This is a genomic window from Methylobacterium sp., from assembly GCF_028290105.1.
Lineage (GTDB): Bacteria > Pseudomonadota > Alphaproteobacteria > Rhizobiales > Beijerinckiaceae > Methylobacterium.
Genome location: NZ_JAQGKL010000067.1, coordinates 1 through 24,238 on the forward strand (window position 1 = coordinate 1; position 24,238 = coordinate 24,238).

The 24,238-nt window shown below is 70.4% G+C and carries 12 protein-coding genes and 1 tRNA gene; 7 read left to right on the forward strand and 6 right to left on the reverse strand.

Annotated features, from left to right (window positions below; all coding sequences use genetic code 11):
• Nucleotides 1–229: 229 nt before the first annotated feature.
• The 3 genes from JWQ05_RS04970 to JWQ05_RS04980 form a co-directional block, all read right to left on the reverse strand.
• Complete coding sequence (locus tag JWQ05_RS04970) at nucleotides 230–613, reverse strand: tautomerase family protein (protein ID WP_299655424.1); 384 nt, start codon at nucleotides 611–613, stop codon at nucleotides 230–232.
• A gap of 310 nt (nucleotides 614–923) precedes the next feature.
• Nucleotides 924–2,540 (reverse strand): FAD-dependent oxidoreductase, encoded by a 1,617-nt coding sequence (locus JWQ05_RS04975; protein ID WP_299655427.1) that lies wholly within the window; start codon nucleotides 2,538–2,540, stop codon nucleotides 924–926.
• A 533-nt stretch (nucleotides 2,541–3,073) separates the two neighbouring features.
• Nucleotides 3,074–3,148 (reverse strand) — tRNA-Val (locus tag JWQ05_RS04980).
• Nucleotides 3,149–3,532: 384 nt separating this feature from the next.
• Between JWQ05_RS04980 and JWQ05_RS04985 the strand changes: the two genes are divergently transcribed.
• The 5 genes from JWQ05_RS04985 (at nucleotide 3,533) to JWQ05_RS05005 (ending at nucleotide 16,392) form a co-directional block, all read left to right on the forward strand.
• Nucleotides 3,533–4,528, forward strand: coding sequence for a hypothetical protein (locus JWQ05_RS04985; protein WP_299655430.1), 996 nt, complete (start codon nucleotides 3,533–3,535; stop codon nucleotides 4,526–4,528).
• A 2-nt stretch (nucleotides 4,529–4,530) separates the two neighbouring features.
• On the forward strand, nucleotides 4,531–6,723 hold the full coding sequence (locus JWQ05_RS04990) for a glycosyltransferase family 2 protein (protein ID WP_299655433.1): 2,193 nt from the start codon (nucleotides 4,531–4,533) through the stop codon (nucleotides 6,721–6,723).
• 474 nt (nucleotides 6,724–7,197) lie between these two features.
• Complete coding sequence (locus JWQ05_RS04995) at nucleotides 7,198–14,619, forward strand: type I polyketide synthase (protein WP_299655436.1); 7,422 nt, start codon at nucleotides 7,198–7,200, stop codon at nucleotides 14,617–14,619.
• 10 nt (nucleotides 14,620–14,629) lie between these two features.
• Entirely contained in the window at nucleotides 14,630–16,006 is a 1,377-nt protein-coding gene (locus JWQ05_RS05000) for an aminotransferase class I/II-fold pyridoxal phosphate-dependent enzyme (RefSeq protein ID WP_299655438.1), read from the forward strand.
• A 236-nt stretch (nucleotides 16,007–16,242) separates the two neighbouring features.
• The gene (locus JWQ05_RS05005; RefSeq protein ID WP_299655441.1) at nucleotides 16,243–16,392 is read left to right on the forward strand and encodes a hypothetical protein; all 150 of its coding nucleotides are present in this window, start codon (nucleotides 16,243–16,245) and stop codon (nucleotides 16,390–16,392) included.
• A 69-nt stretch (nucleotides 16,393–16,461) separates the two neighbouring features.
• Here JWQ05_RS05005 and JWQ05_RS05010 read toward each other — a convergent pair whose 3' ends face one another.
• The 3 genes from JWQ05_RS05010 to JWQ05_RS05020 form a co-directional block, all read right to left on the reverse strand.
• Nucleotides 16,462–17,799, reverse strand: a complete 1,338-nt coding sequence (locus tag JWQ05_RS05010) for an Nramp family divalent metal transporter (RefSeq protein ID WP_299655472.1) — start codon at nucleotides 17,797–17,799, stop codon at nucleotides 16,462–16,464.
• Nucleotides 17,800–17,983: 184 nt separating this feature from the next.
• Entirely contained in the window at nucleotides 17,984–19,681 is a 1,698-nt protein-coding gene (locus JWQ05_RS05015) for a PAS domain-containing methyl-accepting chemotaxis protein (protein ID WP_299655444.1), read from the reverse strand.
• A gap of 736 nt (nucleotides 19,682–20,417) precedes the next feature.
• Nucleotides 20,418–21,794, reverse strand: a complete 1,377-nt coding sequence (locus JWQ05_RS05020) for a sensor domain-containing diguanylate cyclase (protein ID WP_299655447.1) — start codon at nucleotides 21,792–21,794, stop codon at nucleotides 20,418–20,420.
• A gap of 414 nt (nucleotides 21,795–22,208) precedes the next feature.
• Between JWQ05_RS05020 and JWQ05_RS05025 the strand changes: the two genes are divergently transcribed.
• Together JWQ05_RS05025 and JWQ05_RS05030 are read left to right on the forward strand one after the other, a co-directional pair.
• Nucleotides 22,209–23,249: a DUF2865 domain-containing protein gene (locus JWQ05_RS05025; protein ID WP_299655475.1), complete on the forward strand. Its 1,041-nt coding sequence runs from the start codon at nucleotides 22,209–22,211 to the stop codon at nucleotides 23,247–23,249.
• Nucleotides 23,250–23,317: 68 nt separating this feature from the next.
• Complete coding sequence (locus JWQ05_RS05030) at nucleotides 23,318–24,235, forward strand: MBL fold metallo-hydrolase (protein ID WP_299655452.1); 918 nt, start codon at nucleotides 23,318–23,320, stop codon at nucleotides 24,233–24,235.
• The last annotated feature ends 3 nt before the right edge of the window (nucleotides 24,236–24,238 follow it).

Below are 24,238 nucleotides of genomic sequence, written 5' to 3' on the forward strand. Positions count from 1 at the left end.
TCCGACCTCGCGGGCTACGTGACCGGAACCGCGATCAACGTCGACGGCAACCTCAGTCCGGTGACCTGAAGGGGCGGGTTCCGCGTGCAGGGCACGCCCGGAGCGGTCGCTCGCGGCCAGCAGAGCGGCGCAACGGCCAGGTCCGCTCCGGCGATGCCCCATCCTTACACGGACGGGAAGACAGCCTCCCGGAACCGGTTCTCCGCCGATCGCCGGGAAGACGCGGCGGTCAGGTCGCGTACTGGGCCTCGCCGTTCCCGAAGGACCAGTTCTCCTTCACGACCTCGACGAGATTGATGAACACATCCTCGCGCCGCAGCCCGAGCCGCTCGTGCAGTCCGTCGGCGACCTGCTTGTAGAAGGCGCGCTTCTGCTCGATCGAGCGGCCGCCGTTGAGGGTGAGTTGGATGACGACGCACTCCGCCGTCCGGGCGATGCCGAGGTAGGTCGGGTCGATGATGAAGTTCTCGGGCGCATGCTCGGTGATGGCTTGGAAGCGGTCGTCCTTCGGAGCGCCGAGCGCCGAGACGATGGCCTCGTAGACGACATCGCCGATCGTGCGCCGATAATCCGCCGATTTTCCCTGAACGAGATCGATGCGAGCGAAGGGCATGCTGGTCTCCTGCGCGGACACAAGGCCGCTTGCCCGTAGGTAAAGGGGCTCTGGCGCGCCGCAAAGCGCCCTCTTGCTCGGCCATCCGCACAGCGGACCGGACCGTGTTCTCATACCTGACCAAGCCGCTCGTGGATCAGGCACGCCGGGCGTTCCGCGAGAAGTGACGGCGCCGGGCCCGTGACTCCTGATCGCGGGTGCGCCGGATCGCGCGTGGGCGGCCCTGAGCGGCCGATCCGCCCGTGGCGCTCCGGCGGTCGGGTGTCCGGGCGGCACGACCGTCCGTCGCCGACGCGGGCGTGCGATGCCGTCAGTGCCGCACGTAGTCCCAGACCTTGGAGATGACGACCGACCCTTCCCCCACCGACGACGCGACGCGCTTGACGGAGCCGGCGCGCACATCGCCGACCGCGAAGATCCCGGGCTGTGACGTCGCGTAGGGCGAGCCGGCGCCGACCGCTTCTCCGGTCAGCACGAAGCCGTGGTCATCGAGCGCGATGAGCCCCGAGAGCCAGCGGGTGTTGGGCGCGGCGCCCACCATGACGAAGACGGCGCAGGTCGCGATCCTGCGGACCGTTCCATCCCCCACGTCACGGATCGTCACCGCTTCGAGGTGATCCTCGCCATGGAGGGCGCTGACCTCGGAGCCATATTCGATCGTGATCGCCGGGTCCGCCTCCAGGCGGCTCGAGAGGTAGCTCGACATCGAGGTCGCGAGCGACGGGCCGCGCACCAGGAGGCGGACATGCCCGGCCGAGCGACTGAGGAACATCGCCGCCTGCCCCGCGGAGTTGCCGCCGCCGATGATGATGGTCTCGGCATTCCGGCAGTAGCGCGCCTCGATTTCCGTCGCGGCATAATAGACGCCCGCGCCCTCGAACGCCTCGAGCCGGTCGATCGGCAGGCGCCGGTACTGGACCCCCGTCGCCACGACGACGGCGCGCCCGCGAACGCGCTGATCGTTCTCGAACGTCGCGCAGAACGCGCCGTCGTCGAGCCGCTCGAGCTTCGCCACCCGCCGCGGCATCGCGAACCGCGTCCCGAATTTCATCGCCTGGACCTCGCCGCGCCAGACGAGATCGGCGCCCGAGATGCCCGTCGGAAATCCCATGTAGTTCTCGATGCGGCTGGACGTGCCGGCCTGGCCACCGATCGCGACATCCTCGACCACCAGGGCGCGCAGCCCCTCGGCGCCCGCATAGACGCCCGCCGCCACCCCGGCTGGGCCACCGCCGACGATGAGCACGTCGAAGGCTTCGTCGTCGACGAGATTGACGTTGAGCCCGAGCAGGTGGGCGACCTTGTCCGGCGTCGGCTCCGTCACGACGATGTCGCGCCCGAAGATCACGGCGGGCCGGTCGGCGGCGATCGCGCAGCTCCGCGCGACGGCCTCCGCGTCCGGGCTGCCGAGCGCGTAGGACCGGTAGGGCAGCCGGTTGCGGCTCGCGAACTCCGCGATGCGCCGGACGGCCCGGTCGTGATCCTCGCCGATGAGCACCAGCGTGCCGTCCTGCGAGTCGAGCTGGCGCCGCCGCCGCGCGGCGAGGACCGTGATGACGATGTCCGACATCTCGGGGATCTCGGACATCAGCCGCAGCATCTCCAGCCGCGGCACCTCGACCACGGTCGTGTCCCGGACCGCCCGCATGGGCATCGACCAGTTGCCGCCGTTCAGGAACGCGATCTCGCCCATGAACTGCGTCGGCCCCAGCGTGGACGGAAGGTGACGCTCGTCCGTGAACGGATTCACCACTTCGATCTCGCCGATTTCGACATAGACGAACCGATCGGCCGGTTCCCCCGCGCGCGCGAGGAATGTCCCGGCCGGGTAATGCCGCTCGATGCCGGCCGCTCGAAGCGCGGCGATGTGCGATGCCGCGAGGGGGACGCGCTGCATCTCGCGCAGGTCCCGGCCGATCGTCTCCATGTGTCGCTTCCCCTGCACGCTGGCCTGTGCGGCGCAGCATCGATCACGCGCCTTCGCCAGACAAGATCCCGACGCTGCACGGCGCCCGAGCTCGCAGGGGCACGTCGGCATGACCGATCGGACCATGAGCGGTTCGGGCAAGCGCCCGTCCGGACGGCGGAATTCCTTCGGCGGAATCCGGGTGCGACCGATCGATCGGGTCTCGGCCTTGCGCCGGCCGCTGCCGGTCCTCACGCGTCGGCCGAAGCAGTTCCGTTTGAGCGCCCTATTAATGGACCATCTTGAGCCGGGGGCGCCCCACACGCCGGGGGAATACCGCGACGATCCGGACCGCGCGCTTATCGACGGAGGAGCCGTCGTGACTGCGATCGGGCCACGCGGGACGTGAAAGGGGCTCGGTTGCGACGATCTCCATGCCGCCGACCATCCTGACGGGTCGTCTCGGAGCGAAGTCTTTTCCGCCGATCTGGCCTCAACGCGAAAAAGGCCCCGTTTCCGGAGCCCTTTTTCTCGATCATTCCAACAGGTTGGAATGGTGGGCGCGACAGGGATCGAACCTGTGACCCCTACCATGTCAAGGTAGTGCTCTCCCGCTGAGCTACGCGCCCTCACCGGGGCCCTGCGGCGCCGGTGAGGGGGGCTATAGCCTGGGGTCCGGGGGTACGCAAGGCCCTTCGCGCCGCGAACCAGGCTCCCCTCCCGCCGCGCAACTGAGCTCTCGCGCCGCGACGGGACGGGGCACCCGGACGCCGCTGCGCCGCAACGAAAAATGCGCTAAGGCCGGCGGATCGGATCGGTGGTTCGTGCGGGAGGCGGGGCGGCTCCCCGGGGCTGCCGCGCACCGTGACGGACCGTCGATTGCGGCTCGACGGTTCCGGAGTGGCTTCGCGCCGCGATCCGCGTCGCGGCGAGCCTGATGTGCAGCGGGTAACGGTTGAGGAATGCGATTCTACGTCGATCATGATCTCGGATTTCGGATCCGGTGCTGGGTCGTGCCGGACAATCCCGGTGCGATCAGCCGGGTCTACGTGGCCCTCGAGGGCCGCCGGGCCGCGGAGCTCGAAGCCTGGCTCGTGGACGACGCGATCCGGGCGCAGGGCTGGCATCCCACCGGCCAATGCGTGTTCGAGATCACCGACGAGCAGGTTCCGGGCCTGAGCGCCGCGCGCCGCATCGAGATCTACGACACCGACACCAACGTGCTGATCTACCGGCGCTCGCCGCGCCCCGACCCGATCCGGGGCAAGGTCCTGCTCGTGGACACCAGCATCAACAGCGACAGCGTGCTCCAGGCCGTGCTGCTCGACCGGTTCCAGCAGAGCTACTTCGGAATCGGCGCCCTCCCGGACGAGGTGCTGCGGGTCGTGTTCGAAAGCCCCTGGCTGACGTCCTCGTTCCTGTCGGGGGCGATCTCCCTGGCCCGCTACGAGGGCTACATCGTCAGCGACAACCTCCTCACCACGACCCTGATCCACGATCCCTACGTGGAGATGGCGAGCCGCCTGCTCTGGCTGCGGGCCCGCGCCTCTGTCCTGGCGGACCCCGCGCAGGTCTGGCGCGTCGGCCAGATCCGCGACGCCGTCGAGGCCGTCACCGAGTACGATTTCTCCGACGCCCGGAGCCTGAAGCGCTTCTTCCGGATGCTGCCGGAGACCGCCTACCGGATGCTCTACAACCCCCTGACCCGGCAATTCAGCACCAAGCTGCCCGACGACCGGCTCATGCCGGGGCATTCGATCGTGGCCATCGAGGTCCTCGCCCGCGTCGGCATCGTCGGGCACCGCGATTACTTCGAGGCCTTCGCCGCCACCCTGTTCGACCGCCTCGGCGTCGACGCGCCGGTCCCCACCCCCGAACCGATCCCCACCGAGGCGCTGGTGCTCGCCGACCGCCTGCGCGGGTCGAAGGCCGCCCAGGAGATGCTGGTCTTCGACGTCGCCATGGCGGATGCCGTGCGGGACGCGGTCTCGAAGGGCTGGAACAGCTGAGCATGCCCTCCACACCGGTGGTGGCCACCCTCCCCGGGCCGGGCGGCCGCCGCCTCGACCGGGCCTTCGTGGCGGACGGCGCCGCCCTGACGCTCGATCTGGCCGACCTCGACCTCGCCGATGCCTGGGCGACGATCCGGTTTCGCGATGCGGGCAGCGGCGGCGTCGCCCGGGCGGTTCTCGGCGCCCTCGTGGCGCAGGGGCCCGCCGAAGCCTCCGGCGCGACTCCGTCGGCGGTCACGCTGTCCGAGGCGGCGGCCGGGGGCGACGACTTCGTCTGGACGGGCCGGCTCCCCCCTGCCCTGCGCGCCCTGCGCCTGTCGCCCCTGTCGCGGGAGGCGCCGTTCCGGATCTCCGCCGTCTCGGTTCGGCGCCGGAGCCGCCTCGCCCTCGTGGTCGAGGCCCTGCGCCGCGATCCCGCGATGACGGCGCGCGCGGTCTACTGGCGCGGCCTCGGCCTCAAGGTCCGCGGGCGGGCCCTGCTCCTGCGGGCGCTCCAGCAGCGCAGCGAGACCGGCTACGCGACCTGGATCACCCGGTTCGATACCCTGACCCCGCCGGATCGCCAGCGCATCCGCGACGAGATCGCCGCCTGGACGGGGACGGCCCCGCTGATCTCCGTGGTCATGCCGGTGCACGACCCCGCCCCCCGGGTGCTGGAGGCGGCGCTGCGCTCCGTCCGGGCCCAGCTCTACCCGCATTGGGAACTCCGCATCGTCGACGACGCCTCCACGAACCCGGCGATTCCCCGGGTCCTCGCGCGCCACGCCGGCGAGGAGCCGCGCATCCGGGTGGTCCGGAGGGCGCAGAACGGGCACATCGCGCGCGCCACGAACGATGCGGTGGCCGACGCGGCGGGCGCCTTCATCGCCTTCCTCGACCATGACGACGTCCTGGCCGAGACCGCGCTCTACCATGTGGCCGCCGCGGTCCGCTCGGACCCGGACCTGGTGCTGATCTACAGCGACGAGGACAAGATCGACGGGCGCGGGCGCCGCTTCGAGCCGCATTTCAAGTCGGATTTCGACCGCGAGCTGCTCTACGGGCAGAACTACATCAACCATCTGACCGTGATCCGCGCCGGGGCGCTGCGGGATGTCGGGGCCCTGAGGCCGGGCTTCGAGGGAAGCCAGGACCACGACCTGCTCCTGCGCCTCACCGCCGGGCTCGACCCCGCCCGCATCCGGCACATCCCGCGCGTGCTCTACCATTGGCGCGCGGCCGGCGGCTCGGGGACCTTCTCGGACCGCGCCCTCGACCGGGCCGAGGCCGCGCGGCTGCGGGCGCTCACCGAGATCGCCGCGCCCCTGGGAGCATCCGCGACGCGGGGGCCCCTCGGCTTCAACCGGCTGGTGCGGCCGGTGCCCCAGCCGGCGCCCCTGGTCTCGGTGATCATCCCCACCCGCGACAGGGCGGACCTGCTCGCCGTCGCCCTCGAGGGGCTCCTGTCCGGCACGGACTACCCGGCCCTCGACGTCGTGGTGGTCGACAACGAGAGCCGGGACGCGGCGACGCGGGCCCTGTTCGCGCGCCATGCCGGCGACGCGCGGGTCCGGATCCTGCCCATCCCCGGCGCCTTCAATTTCTCCGACCTCTCGAACCGGGGCGCCGCCGCGGCCCGCGGAGCCATCCTGCTGTTCCTCAACAACGACGTCGAGGTGATCGAGCCCGGCTGGCTGCGGGAAATGGTGTCGATCGTGCTCGATCCCGGGATCGGCGCCGTCGGGGCCAAGCTCCTCTACCCCGACCGGACCCTCCAGCACGGCGGGATCGTCCTCGGGATCGGCGGGGTCGCGGGCCACAGCCATCCCGGCCTTCCCGAATCCGAGCCCGGCTACTTCGCCCGCATGGTGCTGACCCAGGAGGTCTCGGCCGTCACCGGGGCCTGCCTCGCCGTCCGCGCCGATGCCTTCGCGGCCTGCGGCGGATTCGACGCGGAGCACCTCGCCGTGGCCTTCAACGACGTCGACCTCTGCCTGCGGCTGCGCGCCGCCGGGTACCGCAACGTCTGGACGCCCCACGCGCGGCTGATCCACCACGAGTCGAAGAGCCGCGGGGCCGAGGACACGCCCGAGAAGCGAGCCCGCTTCGAGCGCGAGATCGAGGTGATGCGCCGGCGCTGGGGGGCGGAACTCAGGTCCGATCCGTACTACAATCCCAATCTATCGCGGGATGCGGCGCGTTATCGAATTTGATACCGCAATGCAGCATGATGTGGTGGCATCGCAAAGTCGCCGCATTCGAGGACTTTACCCACGTGACCATCGCTGGGGTCCGTGACAGGGGCCTCGGGTCACGATTGTCCGGCCGCCGATCCACCCGGAGGATCGGTGTCGAGGGTCGGTCCGGACCTTGCGACACAGCTTTCGCGGGTTCATCGGCGACCCTGCCGGAGACGGGGTCGGTTCCCCGACCAGGATTGTCGATGACGGTGCAAATACAACCAGGGAGATGCGAGAAGATGCGCAGTTCCCTTGCACCGTATCGAGAAACCCTGTCGGATCATCCGATGAATACGTGCAACAGGGTTTCGTCTTCCGGACGGTGATGCTGTTGGTTTCGCGCTCCCAGGTTGGACAGCAACTGGGAGCCATATTAAGGGTCGACGGGATGGCGGAAGCGGTGCCGGTCGATCCTGTCCCCCGTTCAAGAGCGTGTGCGAATCGAACGTGACACAACGTACAGAGATCGCGATCATCGGCCGCTCCTGTCGGCTTCCCGGCGCTTCGAGCGTCGAGGGGCTCTGGCAGCTCCTGACCGAGGCGCGCTGCGCCGTCGGCCGCATCCCGGATGATCGCTGGTCGCTCGAACGATTCGGCCACCCGCGCGCCCAGGAGCGCGGCAAGAGCTACACTTGGTCCGCCGGCGTTCTCGACGACATCTGGTCGTTCGATCCGGGCGTGTTCGGCATCTCGCCCCGCGAGGCCGAGCAGATGGACCCGCAGCAGCGCTTGCTGCTGGAACTGACCTGGGAGGCCCTGGAGGATGCGGGCCTGCGCCCGTCGGACGTGGCGGGCACGCAGATCGGCGTCTTCGTCGGCGCCTCCTCGCTCGATTACGGCAACCTGCGCGTCCTCGACACATCGTCGGGCGACGCCTACGCGGCCACCGGCAACACCCTCTCGATCCTCTCGAACCGCATCTCCTACATCTACGACCTGAAGGGGCCGAGCTTTACCGTCGACACGGCCTGCTCGTCCTCCCTCGTCGCCCTCGACGCGGCGGTGGCCGCCATCTCCAGCGGCCGGATCGACACGGCCGTGGTGGCCGGCGTCAACCTGCTGGCGAGCCCCTTCAACTTCATCTGCTTCTCCAACGCGCAGATGCTCTCGCGCACCGGCCTCTGCCAGGCCTTCTCGTCGAGCGCCGACGGCTACGTGCGCTCCGAGGGCGGCGTCGTCCTCGTGCTCAAATCCGCCAAGGCGGCCCTGCGCGACGGCAGCACCGTGCGCGGCGTGATCGCGGCGAGCGGCGTCAACTCGGACGGCCGCACCACCGGCATCTCGCTGCCCTCCGGCTACGCGCAAGGGGCGCTGCTGGAGCAGGTCTACCGCGAGGCGGAGATCGACCTCGATTCCGTGGTCTTCGTGGAAGCCCACGGCACCGGCACGCCGGTGGGCGATCCGATCGAGGCCAGCGCCATCGGCGGCAAGCTCGGGCGCCCGCGCAAGGAGCCGCTGCCCATCGGCTCGATCAAGAGCAACATCGGCCACACCGAGCCGGTCTCGGGCCTCGCCGGCCTGCTGAAGGCCAGCCTCGCCCTCGAGCACGACCTGTTTCCGACCTCCCTGCACGCGGCCGAGCTGAACCCGGACATCCCGTTCCGCGAGCTCAACCTCTCGGTCACGAACAAGCCCCTGGCGCTGACCCGCAACGGCAAGCCGCGCTTTGCCGGCGTGAACTCCTTCGGCTTCGGCGGCACCAACGCGCACATCGTCCTCACCGACGCCGCGCCCGCCAAGGTCGCGGCGGGCAAGACCGCCCCCGACCGGGCGCCCGAGGTCCTGCTGCTCTCCGCCCAGAGCCGCGCCGCGCTGAACGAACTCGCCCTCGACTACGCCGAGCGCCTGGAGGGCGCCGACCGCGCCGAGACGGCCCGGATCGCGGGCGCCGCCGCCCACCGCCGCGAGCGCCTGTCCTCGCGCCTCGCCGTGCCCCTGAGCGCCGACCTCCCCGAGGTCCTGCGCGCCGTCGGCGAGGCGGAGGACAACCCGGCCGCCCTGCTGGGCACCGCCGTCGACCGCGCCGCCGAGGTGGCCTTCGTCTATTCCGGCAACGGCAGCCAGTGGGCCGGCATGGGCCGCGAGGCCTACGAGCAGAACACCGCGTTCCGCGAGGCTTTCGACCGGATCGACGCGCTGTTCCTGAAGCTCTCCGGGTGGTCGCTCAAGGAAGCCCTGTTCGCCGACGACCTCGACGCCCGCCTCGCCCTGACCCGGGTCTCGCAGCCGCTGATCTTCGCGATCTCCAGCGCCTCGACCACGGCCCTGCGCGCGCGCGGCCTGAAGCCGAGCTACGTCCTCGGCCACAGCGTCGGCGAGATCGCGGCCGCGGAGGCCGCCGGCATCCTCAGCCTCGAGCAGGCCGTGAAGGTCATCTTCTACCGCAGCAAGCATCAGGAGACGACGCGCGGCTTCGGCACCATGGCGGTGCTGCTGGCGCCCGCCGACGAGATCGAGCTGTTCCTGAAGGATTACCCGAGCCTCGACATCGCCGCCTACAACAGCCCCAAGGCCATCACGGTGGCGGGCCCCGTCGAGGACATCGACGCGGCCATGAAGGCGCTGGCGCGCAAGCGCCGGCGCGGGCGCAAGCTCGACCTGGAATACCCCTTCCACGGCCGGCTGATGAACCCCACCGAGAAGCCGCTCCTGCGGGATCTCGCCGGACTGAAGCCGCATGCGGCCACCACTCCGATGGTCTCCACGGTCACCGGCAAGGGGCTGGCGGGCGAGCAGTTCGGCGCCGGTTACTGGTGGCGCAACATCCGCGAGCCGGTGCGTTTCTGCGAGGCCGTGCAGGAGGCGACCCGCAAGGGCGCCCGCGTCTTCATCGAGGTCGGCCCCCGCGCCACCCTGCTCTCGCATATCGGCGACGCCATCGAGCCGCTCGGCATCGAGAACGCCACCATCGGCGTCCTGCACCGCAAGCCCGCCGGGGGCGACCCGATCGCCCGCACGGTGGCTGCCGCCCTCGTCCAGGGCGCGGCGGTCGACGAGGAGACGGTCTTCGGGCGCAACCCGCAGGGCGACGTCGCGCTGCCGCTCTATCCCTGGCAGCGCCGGCCGTTCCGCCTCGCCGAGACCACCGAGGGCGTTGGCGCGGCGACCCCCCGCCCCTACCATCCGCTCTACGGCTCGCGGCTCACGCCGGACGGCCTCGAATGGCACGGCCACGTCGACATCGCGACGGTGCCGGACCTCGACGATCACCGCATCGACGGACAGGCGATCCTGCCCGGCGCGGCCTTCATCGAGATGGCGCTCGGAGTCGCCCGCGAGACGCTGAAGAGCGATAGCGTCGTCCTGGCCGAGTTCGAGATCCAGTCGCCGATGGTGTTCGGCGAGGAATCCCTGCGCGAGGTCGCGGTCCGCGTCGCCGGCTCCGGCAACGCCATCCAGATCCTGAGCCGCCCGCGCCTGACCCAGGCCGCCTGGCAGATCCATGCCGCCGCCAAGATCATCGACGGCAGCTTCTCGGCCCCCGCCCCCGTCGACATCCAGATCCCCGAGGAGCACGCGGTCGCGGGCGAGGAACTCTACCGCCTCGCCGCGGCCTCGGGCCTCGGCTTCGGCCCGAGCTTCCGGCAGGTCGCGTTTAGCGCGCGCCTCGACGAGACCACCATCGTCTCCGAACTGGTGCCGGCCGAGGCGGATCTCCGCTTCGGCCTCGTGCCCGCGCGCCTCGATTCCTGCTTCCACGGCCTGATCCTGCTCTTTGCCGGCCTCATGGGCGAAGGCTCCACCAAGGCCTACGTGCCGGTGCGCTTCGGCGAGATCCGCCTCGTCAAGCCCGGCGCCGTCATCGCCCGGGCGATGATCAAGACGCGGCGCGCCAACGAGCGCAGCATCCTGGCCGACTTCACCCTGGTGGATGCCGAGGGCGCGGTGGTCGCCACCCTGCGCGAGGGCCGCTTCCAGGCCCTGCGCGCCAAGACCGGCAACGAACTGGCGGCCTACGCCATCGGGCAGCGCCCCGAACTCGCCACCGAGCCGACCGCGATCCCCCTCGGCCGCGGGCAGCGGATCGGCGACGCGGTCCGGCCCGCCGTCAAGGCGGCCTTCGCATCGGCCGAGACTCCCCTGGCGCCGGGCCACCTCCTCCTCGAAGGCTGGGCCACCTCGATGGCCTACCGCCTCGCGGAGGGCCTGCAGCGCTCGGGCGCCGTCGCCATCGACGAACGCATCCCGGAGGCGATGCGCCCCTGGCTGCTGAATGCGCTCTTCGCCCTGGAGAGCAGCGATCTCGCCACCCTCGACGGGACGCGCTGGACCCTGCGCAAGGACGTCAGCCTGCCGGCGCCGGACGAGATCATGCGCTGGATCGCGGCGGATCATCCGGATCTCTCCGCCGAACTGGTACTCACCGCCGATATCGGCGCCGTGGTCGGCCGCCTGCTGGCGGGCGACCTCACCGTCGCCCCGACCCTGTCGCAGAACGCCCTCGACGCCTTCATCCTGCGCAGCGCCACGGCCCGGGCCTCGGCCGACCTGATCGCCGAACTCGTCGAATCCGGCCGTGCCGCCCTGCCCCGCGACCGGGCCCTGCGGGTGCTCCAGGTCGGGTTCGGTCCGCTCTCGGCGCAGGCCGCGGGCTTTACCGATTCGGTCGAGGCGCAGCTCACGGTGTTCGAGGCCGACCGGCGCCTCGCCGAGCGCGCCCGCCTCGCCCTGCCGCGCGGCGTCACCGTGATCGAGGACCCGTCCGAACTGACCGCCGGCGGCTTCGACGTGATCCTGGCGAGCAACGTTCTGCATCGCTCGGAACGCGCCCTGCTGGGCCAGGTCTCCGAGGCCCTCGCCACCGGCGGCTTCCTCATCGCCGTCGAGCCCGGCGCCTCGCTCTTCCGCGACCTCGTCTTCGGCCTGACGCCCGACTGGTTCGAGGAGGCCGGCGGCATGCCGGCCGGCCGTCTCGACGACATCAAAGGCTGGCAGCGCTCCTTGAGCGACAGCGGCCTCGTGCGGGTGGCGGTGGACCGCGCGGTCTCGGCCAACGGCGACGACCTCCTGTTCATCGCCGAAGCCCCGGCGCGGACGAAGCCCGCCGCCGGCCAGACCTTCGCCTTCGTCATCGGCTCGCACGACGCCTTCGCGGCGGAGACCGCCTCGTCGCTGGCGACGCTGCTGGTGGCGAGCGGCGTCCACGTCTCGATCATCCTGGATTCCGAGCAGTCCCTGCTCGAACTGGAGCGCGAGACCCCGGATTCCGTGGTGTTCCTCGCCGGGGCCTTCAACCACGAGGGCACGGCGGCGGACCGCCTGCGCGAGCGCTGCCTCAGCCTGAAGCGCTGCGTCGAGCATCTCGGCAGCCGGCAGACCCGCCTCTGGGTGGTCTGCCCCGGGGCGACCCGCGACGCCGGCGATCCGACGGGCTCGGTGGAGGCCGGTGTCTGGGCCTTCACCCGGACGCTCGCCAACGAGGTCGCCAACCTCGACGTGCGCCGGATCGACCTCGCCGAGGCCCTGTCGACCAAGGCCGCCGCCGAGCGCCTGCGCGACCTCATCCTCTCGGGTACCCTCGAGACCGAGATCATCCTCGACGCCGATTGCACCCGCGTGATCCGGTTCTCGCCGGGCCAGCTCTCGCGCCGCCCCGCCGCCGACGCGGTGCCGGCCCCGGCCGCGCGCCTGGAGCGCAGCAACACCGGCGGCCTCAACGAGATGACCTGGGGACCGGCGGAGCGCCGCGCGCCCGGCCGTGGCGAGGTCGAGATCGCGGTGGAGGCCACCGGCCTGAACTTCCGCGACGTGCTCTGGGCGCTCTCGATGCTGCCCGAGGAGATCCTGGAGGACGGTTTTGCCGGTCCGCGCCTCGGCCTCGAAGTCGCCGGGCGCGTGCTCTCGGTGGGCAAGGGCGTCGCGGCCTTCAAGCCCGGCGACCGCGTCGTCGCCTTCGCGCAATCGGGTTTTGCCACCCACATCGTCGTGCCGGAACTCGTGGTGGCGCCGAGCCCGCCCGGCCTCGATGCGCAGGCCGCCGCCACCGTGCCGGTGGCCTTTCTCACCGCCTATTACGGCCTCGTCAGCTGCGCCCGCCTGCGCCGGGGCGAGTGGGTGCTGGTGCATGGCGGTGCCGGCGGCGTCTGCCTCGCGGCCCTGCAGATCGCCAAGCTGAAGGGGGCCCGCGTCATCGCCACGGCGGGGTCCCGCGAGAAGCGGGCCCTGGTCAAGGCGCTGGGCGCCGAGCACGTGCTCGACTCGCGCTCGCTCGCCTTCGTGGACGATGTCCGCCGCATCACCGGCGACGGTGTCGGCGTCGTGCTCAACAGCCTGTTCGGCGAGGCGATGGAGCGCAGCCTCAACGTCCTCAAGCCGTTCGGCCGCTTCATCGAACTGGGCAAGCGCGATTACGTCGCCAACACCCATATCGGCCTGCGCCCGTTCCGCCGGAACCTCTCGTATTTCGGCGTCGACCTCGATCAGGTGCTCCAGCACCAGGGCGAGGACGGGGCCCGCCTCTTCCGCGAGGTGATGGCGCTGTTCACGGAAGGCGGCCTGAAGCCGCTGCCGTTCCAGCCCTTCACGGCGGACGAGGTCTCCGACGCCTTCCGGCTGATGCAGCAATCGGGACATGTCGGAAAGATCGTCATCGCGCCGCCCAAGCCCGGCCGCGTGATGCAGGCGGCCAAATCCAGCTTCGCGATCTCGCCCGAGGGCGTGCACCTCGTCACCGGCGGCCTCGGCGGCTTCGGCATCGAGGCGGCGCGCTGGCTCGCGGACCGGGGCGCCAGGCACATCGTCCTCGTGGGCCGCAACGGGGCCGCGAGCCCCGAGGCCAAGCAGGTGGTGGCCGATCTCGGCGGACGCGGCGTCAACGTCGCGGCCATGGCCTGCGACATCACCAGCCGCGCCGCCGTCGACGGCCTGATCGCCGACGTGGAGCGCAAGGGCCGCAAGCTCGCGGGCGTCATCCACGGGGCGATGGTTCTGCAGGACGGCCTCATCGCCAACATCGACGCCGCCGCCCTCGACGCGGTCATCCGCCCGAAGGTCATCGGCGCCGAGCATCTCGACGCGGCGACCCGCGAACGCGCGCTCGACTACTTCGTGATGTTCTCCTCGGCCACGACCTTCATCGGCAATCCCGGCCAGGGCGCCTACGTCGCCGCCAATGGCTTCATGGAAGGCCTTGCCCGCCGCCGGCGCAAGCTCGGGCTGCCGGCGCTCGCCGTCGCCTGGGGTGCCATCGGCGATGTCGGCGTGCTCGCCCGCAACCGCGCCGTGATGGAGACCCTGGCCGGCCGCGTCGGCGTCACGCCCATGGATGCCCGCCACTGCCTCGACCTCATGGCCGATGCGCTGGAAGGCCAGGGCAGCAGCCCGGACGACGCGGTCATCGCCATCGCCTCCATGCATTGGGGCAAGGCGCGCGAGCGTCTCGCCACCATGAAGAGCCCGAGCTACGCCGAACTCGGCTCGGACCAGCAGATGGAGGCCGGCACGGTGGCGGCCATCAACATCGGCATGCTGCTCAAGACCCAGGACATCGACGCGGTGCGCAAGACGGTGGCCGACGCCATCGTGGAGGACATCGCCCGCATCCTGCGCCTGCCCAAGGACGACATCAGCCGCGTGCGCCACCTCTCCGAGATCGGCCTCGATTCGCTGATGGGTGTCGAACTCGGCGCCAGCCTTCAGGAGCGCTTCGCCCTGGAGGCGCCGCCCTCCGGCATCTCCTCGGGGCTGACCGTCAACGAACTGACCGAGACCCTGATCCAGTCGATCGCGGCCCCGGTCGACGAGGCGGCCGCCGCCGTGATGAGCCTCGCCCAGCGCCACGCCAGCGAGGGGGTGGACGTCCGCACCCTGGAGCCGTTCCACGCGCTGGTCGAAGAAAACAGCCTCGTCATCAAAGAAATCCTCCCGTGAGAAACCCAGCATGAGCAATCCCGCGAGACCGGACGGCGGACGCGCGGCCCTGGCGGGCTTCGTCACGAACCGGCTCGGGCGCAACGCCAACAGGCCGGCCCCGGCCCGTCCGGCGCAGCGGCCCGCCGGCGACCCCTCGGTGCAGAACTTCGAGTCCCTGCCGGGCTACCGCGAGTTGCGGCTCCAGCGCTCGGCCGCCGACCTCATCGGCCTCGGCAACCCGTTCTTCCGGGTGCACGAGACCAAGGCCGGCGCCACCACGCGCATCGCCGGCAAGTCCTTCATCAACTTCTCGTCCTACGATTATCTCGGCCTGAACGGGCATCCGGACGTCAACGCGGCCGCCGCGCGGGCCATCGAGACCTTCGGCACCTCGGCCTCCGCGAGCCGGATCGTGGCCGGCGAGCGCCCGGGGCACCTCTCCCTGGAGAAGGCGCTGGCCGACCATTACGAGACCGAGGCCTGCGTGGTGATGGTGAGCGGGCACGCCACCAACGTCACCACGATCGGCGCCCTGCTCGAGCCCGGCGACGTGATCTTCCACGACGCCCTGAGCCACAACAGCATCGTCACGGGCGCGCAACTCTCCGGGGCGCAGCGCCGCTCCTTCGCGCACAACGACCTCGACGCCCTGGAGACCCTGCTGGGGGCCACGCGCCACGAGCACCGCCGGGCGCTGATCGTGGTCGAGGGCCTCTACAGCATGGACGGCGACACGCCGGACCTCGCCGCCCTCATCGCGTTGAAGCAGCGCTACGACGCCTGGCTCATGGTGGACGACGCCCACGGGCTCGGCGTTCTCGGCCGCACGGGCGTCGGCCTCGCCGAGCATTGCGACGTCGATCCGCGCGGGGTCGACATCTGGATGGGCACGCTCTCGAAGACGCTGTCCACCTGCGGCGGCTACGTGGCCGGGCCGGCCGCGCTCATCGAGTACCTGAAATGCACCGCCGGCGGCTTCATCTACAGCGTCGGCATCTCGCCGCCGCTCGCCGCCGCCGCCGAGGCCGCCCTCGACATCATGCATGCCGAGCCGCACCGGGTGGAGCGCCTGCGCCAGAACGGCCACCTGTTCCTGTCCTGCGCCAAGAAGCACGGGCTCGACACCGGCACGAGCCTGGGCCTTGCGGTGATCCCGGTCATCGTCGGCGATTCCCTGAAGTCGGTGACGTTGTCGGACCGCCTGTACAAGCGCGGCATCAACGTGCAGCCGATCATCCACCCGGCGGTGCCGGAGCGGGCCTCGCGCCTGCGCTTCTTCATCACCTCCGAGCACACCCCCGAGCAGATCCGCGAGACCGTGGACGCGGTGGCGGAGGAACTCGCGGCGATCGAGAAGGGCGGCTCGCTCATCGAGCAGCTCATGGCCAAGCGCGGCAAGCCATAGGCGCGCGGTAAGCCCTGGAAGCGCGGCAAGCCGCAGGCCCCATTCCGCTTGGGTTCGTCAAATTTTCAGCACCGGCGTCGAACGCCGGTGCTTTTTTACGCGTTTGCCGCTCATGCGGCGGATTGCCCTCGGCCCCTGCGCAGGAGACAATCGCCTCGCTATCTTCCCATCAACCGCCACCGGAACCCGGCCCGGTATGCGGCGTTCGTCCTCAGCCCGTCGGTCAGGAGCCCGTCATGAGATCATCGACTGCCGCCTCCATCGTGCGACGCCTGATCAAATCCGTCGCCGAGGCCAGCCGGTCGTTCATCGGTTCCGTGGTGGAGGGGGCGATGCCCGCGCCGCAGCCGATTCCCGTGCGCGTCCGGGCCACCCGCCGCTCCTGAGCCGTTTCGACAGGCCCCGGTGACCGTCCCGCCCGGCGCGTGATCCGCCGGGCGTTTTCGTGTCCGGCGTCAGGCGCCCGCCAGCGTGTCGAACAGCAGCTTGACGTTGAGCGCGACGATGATCGCCGCGATCCCCCAGGCCAGCACCTTGAGCCAGGGCGGGATCACGTGGGCGCCCATCTTGCCCTTGTCCGAGACGAAGCCGACGAGCGGGATCACGGCGAACGGCAACTGCATCGACAGCACGACCTGGCTCAGCACCAGGAGACGCGCCGTCCCCTGCTCCCCGTACAAGGCCGTGACACCCACCACCGGCACGATGGCGATGCCGCGGGTGATGAGGCGGCGCGCCCAGTCGGGGATGCGCAGGCGCAGGAAGCCTTCCATGACGATCTGGCCGGCCAGCGTCGCCGTGACGGTGGAGTTCAGCCCCGAGGCCAGCAGCGCCACCGCGAACAGCGTCGAGGCGATGCCGGCGCCGAGCAGGGGCGAGAGCAGCTCGTAGGCCTGCTCGATCTCCTGCACGTCGGTGCGGCCCTTCGCGTGGAACACCGAGGCCGCCATGATCAGGATCGCGGCGTTGACGAAGAGCGCCAGCATCAGCGCGATGGTGGAATCCGTCACCGCGAAGCGGATCGCGCCGCGCCGCCCGACTTCCGTCCGCGGATAGGCCCGCGTCTGCACGATGGAGGAATGCAGGTAGAGGTTGTGGGGCATCACCGTGGCGCCGATGATGCCGATGGCGATGTAGAGGGCGGCCGGGTTCGTCACGATCTCGGGCGTCGGCAGGAATCCGCCGAGGATGGCCTGGATCGGCGGGGCGGCGAGCGCGATCTGCACGCCGAAGCAGACGAAGATGACCGCCAGGAGCGCGATGACGAAGGCTTCGAGCGCCCGGAAGCCGCGCCGCATCAAGAGCAGGATCAGGAAGACGTCGAGCGCCGTGATGGTCGCGCCGAGGACCAGCGGAATGCCGAACAGCAGCTTCAGGGCGATCGCGGTGCCGATGACCTCCGCGAGGTCGCAGGCGATGATCGCCGCCTCGCAGGCGAGCCAGAGCACCAGGCTCACCGGGCGCGGGTAGTGGTCGCGGCAGGCCTGGGCGAGGTCGCGCCCCGTGGCGATGCCGAGGCGGGCGGCGAGCGCCTGCAGCACGATCGCCATCAGGTTCGAGAGCAGGATGACGGCGAGGAGCGTGTAGCCGAACTGCGCGCCGCCCGCGATGTCGGTGGCCCAGTTGCCCGGGTCCATGTAGCCGACCGAGACCATGTAGCCCGGGCCGATGAAGGCCAGGAGCCGGCGCAGCCAGCTGCCGTCGGCCCGTACCGGCACGCTGGCGTTCATTCGCCCGAGACTCGGCTGCTCGCCGGTCGCTTCCGTGAACCGCCAGGACTTCTGCGCCTCCATCGGCGCGCGGGGTGTCGTCACCGGATCGTATTGAGCCATGCCTGCGCGTGCTTCCGCCGAAGGGAGATCGGTCGCACGAGGCGGCCCGCGGCGTTATAGCAGAGGCTATAATTAGATCAAACGGCTCAGTCACCGGAGGGCGGGCGCCTGGGCTTCGCCCTCCGGTGGAGGAGGCGCGAGGGTCTCACAAGGACAGCGACTGGAGGTTCCGATCGATATCCGCGACGCCGTGCGCGGCGGTCTGCATGCTCATGGAGATCTCGCGGGTGACGGCGCTCTGCTCCTCGACCGCAGAGGCGACCCCGGTCACGATTTCACGCACCGCGTTGATGGATTGTCCGATGGCGGTGAGCGAGCCGACCACGTCGCCGGAGATCGACTGCATCGCCTTGATGTCCTCGGCGATGCGGGCGGTGGCGTTCGTGACCTGGTTGGAGAGGTTCTTCACCTCGCCCGCCACGACGGCGAAGCCGCGCCCGGCTTCGCCGGCCCGCGCCGCCTCGATGGTGGCGTTCAGGGCGAGGAGGTTGATCTGCCCGCCGACCCCCTGGATCAGTTGGACGATTCCCGTCATGGAATTGGCCGCGTCCGCGAGTTCCCCCGTCGATTTGTTGGCCCGCTGCGCGCGACCCTCCATCTCGTCCACCTCCCGGCGCGAGCGCGACAGGCTGCCCGCGATCTCGCCGATCGAGGCATTCAGTTCCTCGGCGGCCGATGCGACGGTCTGGACGTTGGTCAGGGTCTGGGACGAGGCATGGGTGGCCTCGACCCGCGAACGCATCCGGGCCGAAATGTCGGTGGCGTATTTCACCACCTTGAACGGCTTGCCGTTGAGATCGAGAATCGGGTTGTAGGACGCCTGGATCCAGATCTCGCGCCCGCCAGCGCCGAGCCGGCGATAGATTCCGGAGTTGAATGCCCCCCGGCGCAGGTCGGCCCAGAATGCCTCGTATTCCGACGACGCCGCGAGGGCCGGTTCCATGAACATGCGATGGTGCTGGCCCCGGATCTGGTCGAGGCTGTAGCCCAGCACATCGAGGAAGTTGTCGTTGGCGTCGAGGACATGCCCCTCGAGATCGAACTGGATCACGCCCTGGGAGCGCCCGATCGCATCGACCTGCCCCTGCATGTCCGCATTCCAAAGTTTCATCGCGGTGATGTCCGAGGCGTACTTGACCACCTTGATGGGCTTGCCGGAGGGATCGAACACGGGATTGTAGCTGGCCTGCAGCCAGATCTCGCGCCCCCCCTTGCCGACGCGGCGGAACTCACCGGTCTTGAATTCGCCGTGCCCCAGGCTCTTCCAGAACGCCAGGTAGGGACCGGTCTCCCGCTCGGCGACCTCCATGAACATGCGGTGGTGCTGGCCCGTCACCTCGGCGAGCGAATAACCGGTGAGGTCCAGGAAATTCTTGTTGGCGGTGAGGATGATGCCGTCGAGGGTGAACTCGATCACGCCCTGCGAGCGTCCGATCGCCTCGATCTGGCTGAGATTGTCCGCGTTGCGCAGCTTTTCGGCGGTGATGTCCGTGGCGAACTTGACGACGCCGCTCACCTGCCCGTCCCGGCCAAAGATCGGATTGTAGCTCGCCTGGAGCCAGATCTCGCGCCCGCCCTTTCCGATCCGCTTGTACTCGGCGCGCCGGAACTCACCCTTGGCGAGGTCGACCCAGAACGCCCGGTAGGCGGCACTCTCCCGCTCGGCGGCCTCGACGAAAAGGCTGTGATGCCGCCCCTCGATTTCCGCCAGGGCGTACCCGACCGTCGCCAGGAAGTTCTCGTTGGCGGTGACGATGGTGCCGTCCGGTTTGAATTCGATGACGGCCTGCGAGCGGTCGAGGGCTGCGAGCTTCGGCGATGTCCGACGGTTGAAGAAGGGCATGGATCGTTTCCTCGAACGCAAGGTCGCACGCAGCGATCGGTCAGGGCATGGATAAGGCGGCTCACGTTCGCCCTGGAAGCTCTAACACCCGGTAATTTCCAGCAATGTCGCCTTATCAATTTCCTGTGAGGCCTGGATGATCGTGTTTTGCTTGGTGCCGGATTGTTCTTCAAATAATCATCCACGGAACTACTATGTCGCACCCTGACGATTATTCAGGGCGACGGTTCCACGGTGATTGGAATGGGATCGCGTGATGGCCGGCGCGGCACGCGGCGCTCAGCCAACGGCCGCCGGTCATCGGCCCTGTCGCGGAGGCATTCGCGTCCGAGCGAATGGGTGGTCGGGATCGACGGCGTGTTTCCCGAGGGTTGCGCGCCCGCCTGTGCCGATACGACAGATCTATGCGCGGATGTCTAACGATCCGTTAAATCCACGCTTTATTCCTTCGGCTGGCCAAATATACGATGCAAGTAAATCGCCCTATCATAGGTTAGTGACAGGATGCATTTGAGAAAATCATCGTGCCGGCGACGCAGTCATCGAACGTGGAAAGAGAGGTGACGGCTGAACCGTGTCGGGTCCGCCGTATCGGCTCGGGAGATGGGATGAGATCCGACACGTCACGATACCGTCCCGGAAACAGGACGTGCCTCGCGCCACCGTCGAATGGTGCCGGTCGGCGCGCTTGGGATCTTCGGGATTGCAACCAGTTCGGTTCGGTCGCCCAAGCAACTCAACCGGGTGTGTGCGGTGCCGCCTCGGCCAATCCGGATTCCGCTGCGAGGCGGACGGTGTTGCGCCCGCCGCGCTTGGCCTCGTAGAGAGCCGCGTCGGCGGCCGCGACGAGGCCGGCTTCGTTCACGCCGGACGCCGCGTCGTCGCCGCGAAGGCCCGCGACGCCGAGACTGACGGTCACGATGCCATGGGCCGTCCCCGCATGCGGCAGGGCGCAGGCGGCGACGGCCTGGCGCATGCGCTCCGCCGCCCGTAGCGCTTCGGGAAGTCCCGTCTCCGGCAGGATCGCGGCGAACTCCTCGCCGCCGATCCGGCACAGGGTGGCGCCGGGCCGGTCGACCCCTTCCGTCAGGGCGCGAGCGATCATCTGCAGCGCCTCGTCGCCGCGCTGATGGCCGTAGCGGTCGTTGAAGCTCTTGAAGGCGTCGGCGTCGAGCAGGATCAGCGACAGGGGCAGTCCGTTGCGGGTCGCCCGCCGCAGGTCGCGCGCCAGCACCTCGTCGAAGCGGCGGCGGTTGTGCAGGCCCGTCAGCGGATCGGTGATGGCGAGCTGCCGCAGCGCGTCGTTGAGGTGGGCCGTCGCGGTCTCGGCCGCCCGGCGCTGGACCACCTCGCGCCGGAGCAGCGCGGTGAGGACCAGGGTGGCACCGCACAGGGCCAGGACGATGCCGCCCAGCGCGATCGCCTTGCGCCACCAGGCGGCGTAGATCGCCGTCACGGGGACCGACAGGCTCACCATCAGCGGCAGGTCGCCGACCGGCGCGAAGGCGAAGCGCTGCCGCTCCGCCCCCGCCAGGGCCGCGCCGTCGAAGAGCCCCTCGCGGGCTTCGCGCATCCGGTCGAAGGTGCCTGTGCCCGCGACGCTCGTGCCGACCGTGGCCTGCACGAACGGCACTTGCATCAGGATGGTGCCGTCCCGGGCGAGCAGGTCGATGACCGCGCCCTTCTGGAGTCCGGCCGCCTCGAACAATTGCTGGAAGTGATCGAGGAAGATCGCCCCCACCACGATGCCCGCGAAGGCGCCGTCGGGATGCGACAGGCGGCGGCTCAGGGGAATCACCCAGCGGCCGGAGCTGCGGGACTGGACCGGATTGCTGATGCGCAGGTCCGGATCGGCATGCGCGGCATGGTATCGGAAGTAGTCACGATCGCGTGTGTTGAACGGGGCGGCCGGGCGCGAGATCAGGCTCGTGTCGCCCTGCGGATCGATGATCGCGATCAGGCCGAAATTCGTCGCCGTGGCGGCGCGGTCGAACAGGATCATCCGGCGCAGGTCCGGGTCGGCCTCGCGTACCCGGGGCTCCTTCAGCCCGTCGACGATCGCCCGCAGGGACAGGTCGTAGAGCTCGATGTTGCGGGCGACGTCCCGCGCCATCAGGGTGACGAGTCCGCTGGCGCCGAGATTGGCCCGCGCCGATCTCGCGGCGCATCTCCAGCAGCATGATGGTGGAGACGGCGCAGAGGGCGGCGGCCACCAGCCCGTTGAGAAGCACCAGCCGGGAGGCCGGGGGCAGGCGTCGTGTCGGCCGCGCGTGCGACGTGGGGAGGGGCATCGACTGAGGGCTCATGAACTCGCCGCGACCGTTGCGCCGGACTGGTTGACGAACCCTTCGCGAGATCGCTTCTGACGGGAAAGGACGCGCTCTCGGTTGTTTACCGGCGTTGCACCGAGCCCTAGATGGTGTGTAGCTGCAGGCATCGAACCGCCCAGGCGCCGCCACGCGCGCGCCGTCCTCCGGACCCGGGGCGCATCGTCACCAGAACGCGTCGAGGGGGCGTCCGCTTGGGTATGGATTGGCAGCGCCTCGCGCCTGCGGGCACGCGCAAGCAGATGGCGGTCACGGCGCTCGCCGGCCTGCTCCTCGGCCTCGGCGGGGTCACGGCGGGGACGAGCCTGGTCCAGGCCTCCGAGCGCGGCGGCCTGTTCGATTTCTTCGAATCGATCTTTCGCGGCCCGCAACCCGAGCCCGTGGCGATGCCGGCGCGGCGCCGCCCGGCGCATTACGCGTCGCTTCCCAACGCCCGGCGGGTCACCGCGACGCGGATCGTGCGCCAGACCCCGCGCCCATCGCCGCCGGTGGCGCTGGTCCGTCCGGTCCGTCGCGCCAAGGCCAAACCCGCTGGCCCGCAGGTTGCCGCGACGCGCGGCGCTCCGATCCGCGTCGCCGCCCAAGCCAGCCTCGTCGGCGTGGCGCTCGGGTCCCGCACCGTCTGCGTGCGCGCCTGCGACGGGTATCTCTTCCCCCTCGGGCAACTCGCCGCGCGCTCCGACCTGCCCGTCCACGAGGCGGCCTGCGCGGCGGCCTGCCCGAACACGCCGACCCGCCTCTTCACCCTCGGTGCCGGCGAGAGCGAACTCGACCGCGCCGTCGGACTCGACGGCCAGCCCTACCGCAGCCTCGCCGTGGCCAACCTCTACCGGAACAAGCGCGTCGCGCAGTGCTCGTGCCAGCCCGAGGGCACCGTGGCGGCTCCGCTGCCGATCGCCCAGGATCTCACGGTGCGCGCCGGCGACGTGGTCACCACCGCCAACAGCGCCGGCGTAGTGATGCCGGTCCGGGCCGGCGGCTTCACGGTCGTCGATTTTCGCGAGGCCCGGGGCCTGTCGCGCCGGTCCCGGCGCGAGATCGACGCCAAGGTCGACGTCATCCGCCGCGAGGCCGATGCCCGCGCGTTCCGCAAGGCGATGCGCAGCGCCGACCGCGCCAACCGCGTCCGCGTGGCGGGGGTCGGCTTCCAGCCCGTGCCGCCGCCGATCGAGGTCGAGCCGGCCTTCCAGCCGGTTCGGGCCGGGACGCGGGTCGTGGTGGCCTCGCCCTTCGTCTACTGAGCGTGCGCGTTGTCGCGGGGTCGCCGATGGCCTAGGGCCGGGGCTCGAGGATCGAGCCCGGACCTGGCATGAGCGAGACACAGACAGACCCCGTCTTCGACGCGGCGCCTCCTCCCAGCGACGAGACCGTGACCCTGTCGCCGCTGATCCGGCGCCGGATCGCGCCGAATGGCGGGCCGTTCACGGCGAGCGGCACCTGCAGCTACATCGTCGGCACCGACGAGGTCGCGATCATCGATCCGGGTCCGGAGGATGCGGACCACATCGCCGCCCTGGTGGCGGCCTGCGCCGGCGCCCGCATCACCGCCATCCTCGTCACCCACACCCACCGCGACCATTCTCCGGGGGCGCGCCTGCTCCAGGCTCGCACCGGCGCGCCGATCGTCGGCTGCGGCCCGCACCGCGCGGCCCGTGAACTCGCCGAGGGCGAGGTCCCGCATCTCGACGCCAGCGCCGACCGCCGGCACCGGCCCGACCGCGAACTGCGCGACGGCGAGACCCTCTCGGGTGCGAACTGGACCCTGGAGGCGCTGGAGACGCCGGGCCACACCATGAACCACCTCGCCTTCGCGCTGCGCGAGGAGGCGGCCCTGTTCTCGGGCGATCACGTCATGGCCTGGTCCACCAGCATCGTGGCCCCGCCGGACGGATCGATGCGCGCCTACATGGAGTCCCTCGACAGGCTGCGGGCGCGCGACGAGACGATCTACTGGCCGGGCCATGGCGGACCGGTGCGCGATCCGCGCCGCTTCGTGCGCGGGCTTTCCGCCCATCGCCGCCAGCGCGAGACCTCGATCCGCGCCCGGGTCGAGGCGGGCGACCGGGACATCCGCGCCATCGTCGGGGCGCTCTACCAGGGGCTCAATCCCGCCCTGCGGGGGGCGGCCGCCCTGTCGGTCTTCGCCCACCTGGAGGATCTGGTCGAGCGCGGCGTGGTCGCCTGCGACGGCCCGCCCCGCCTGGAGGGCCGCTACGCGCCAGGGTGACGG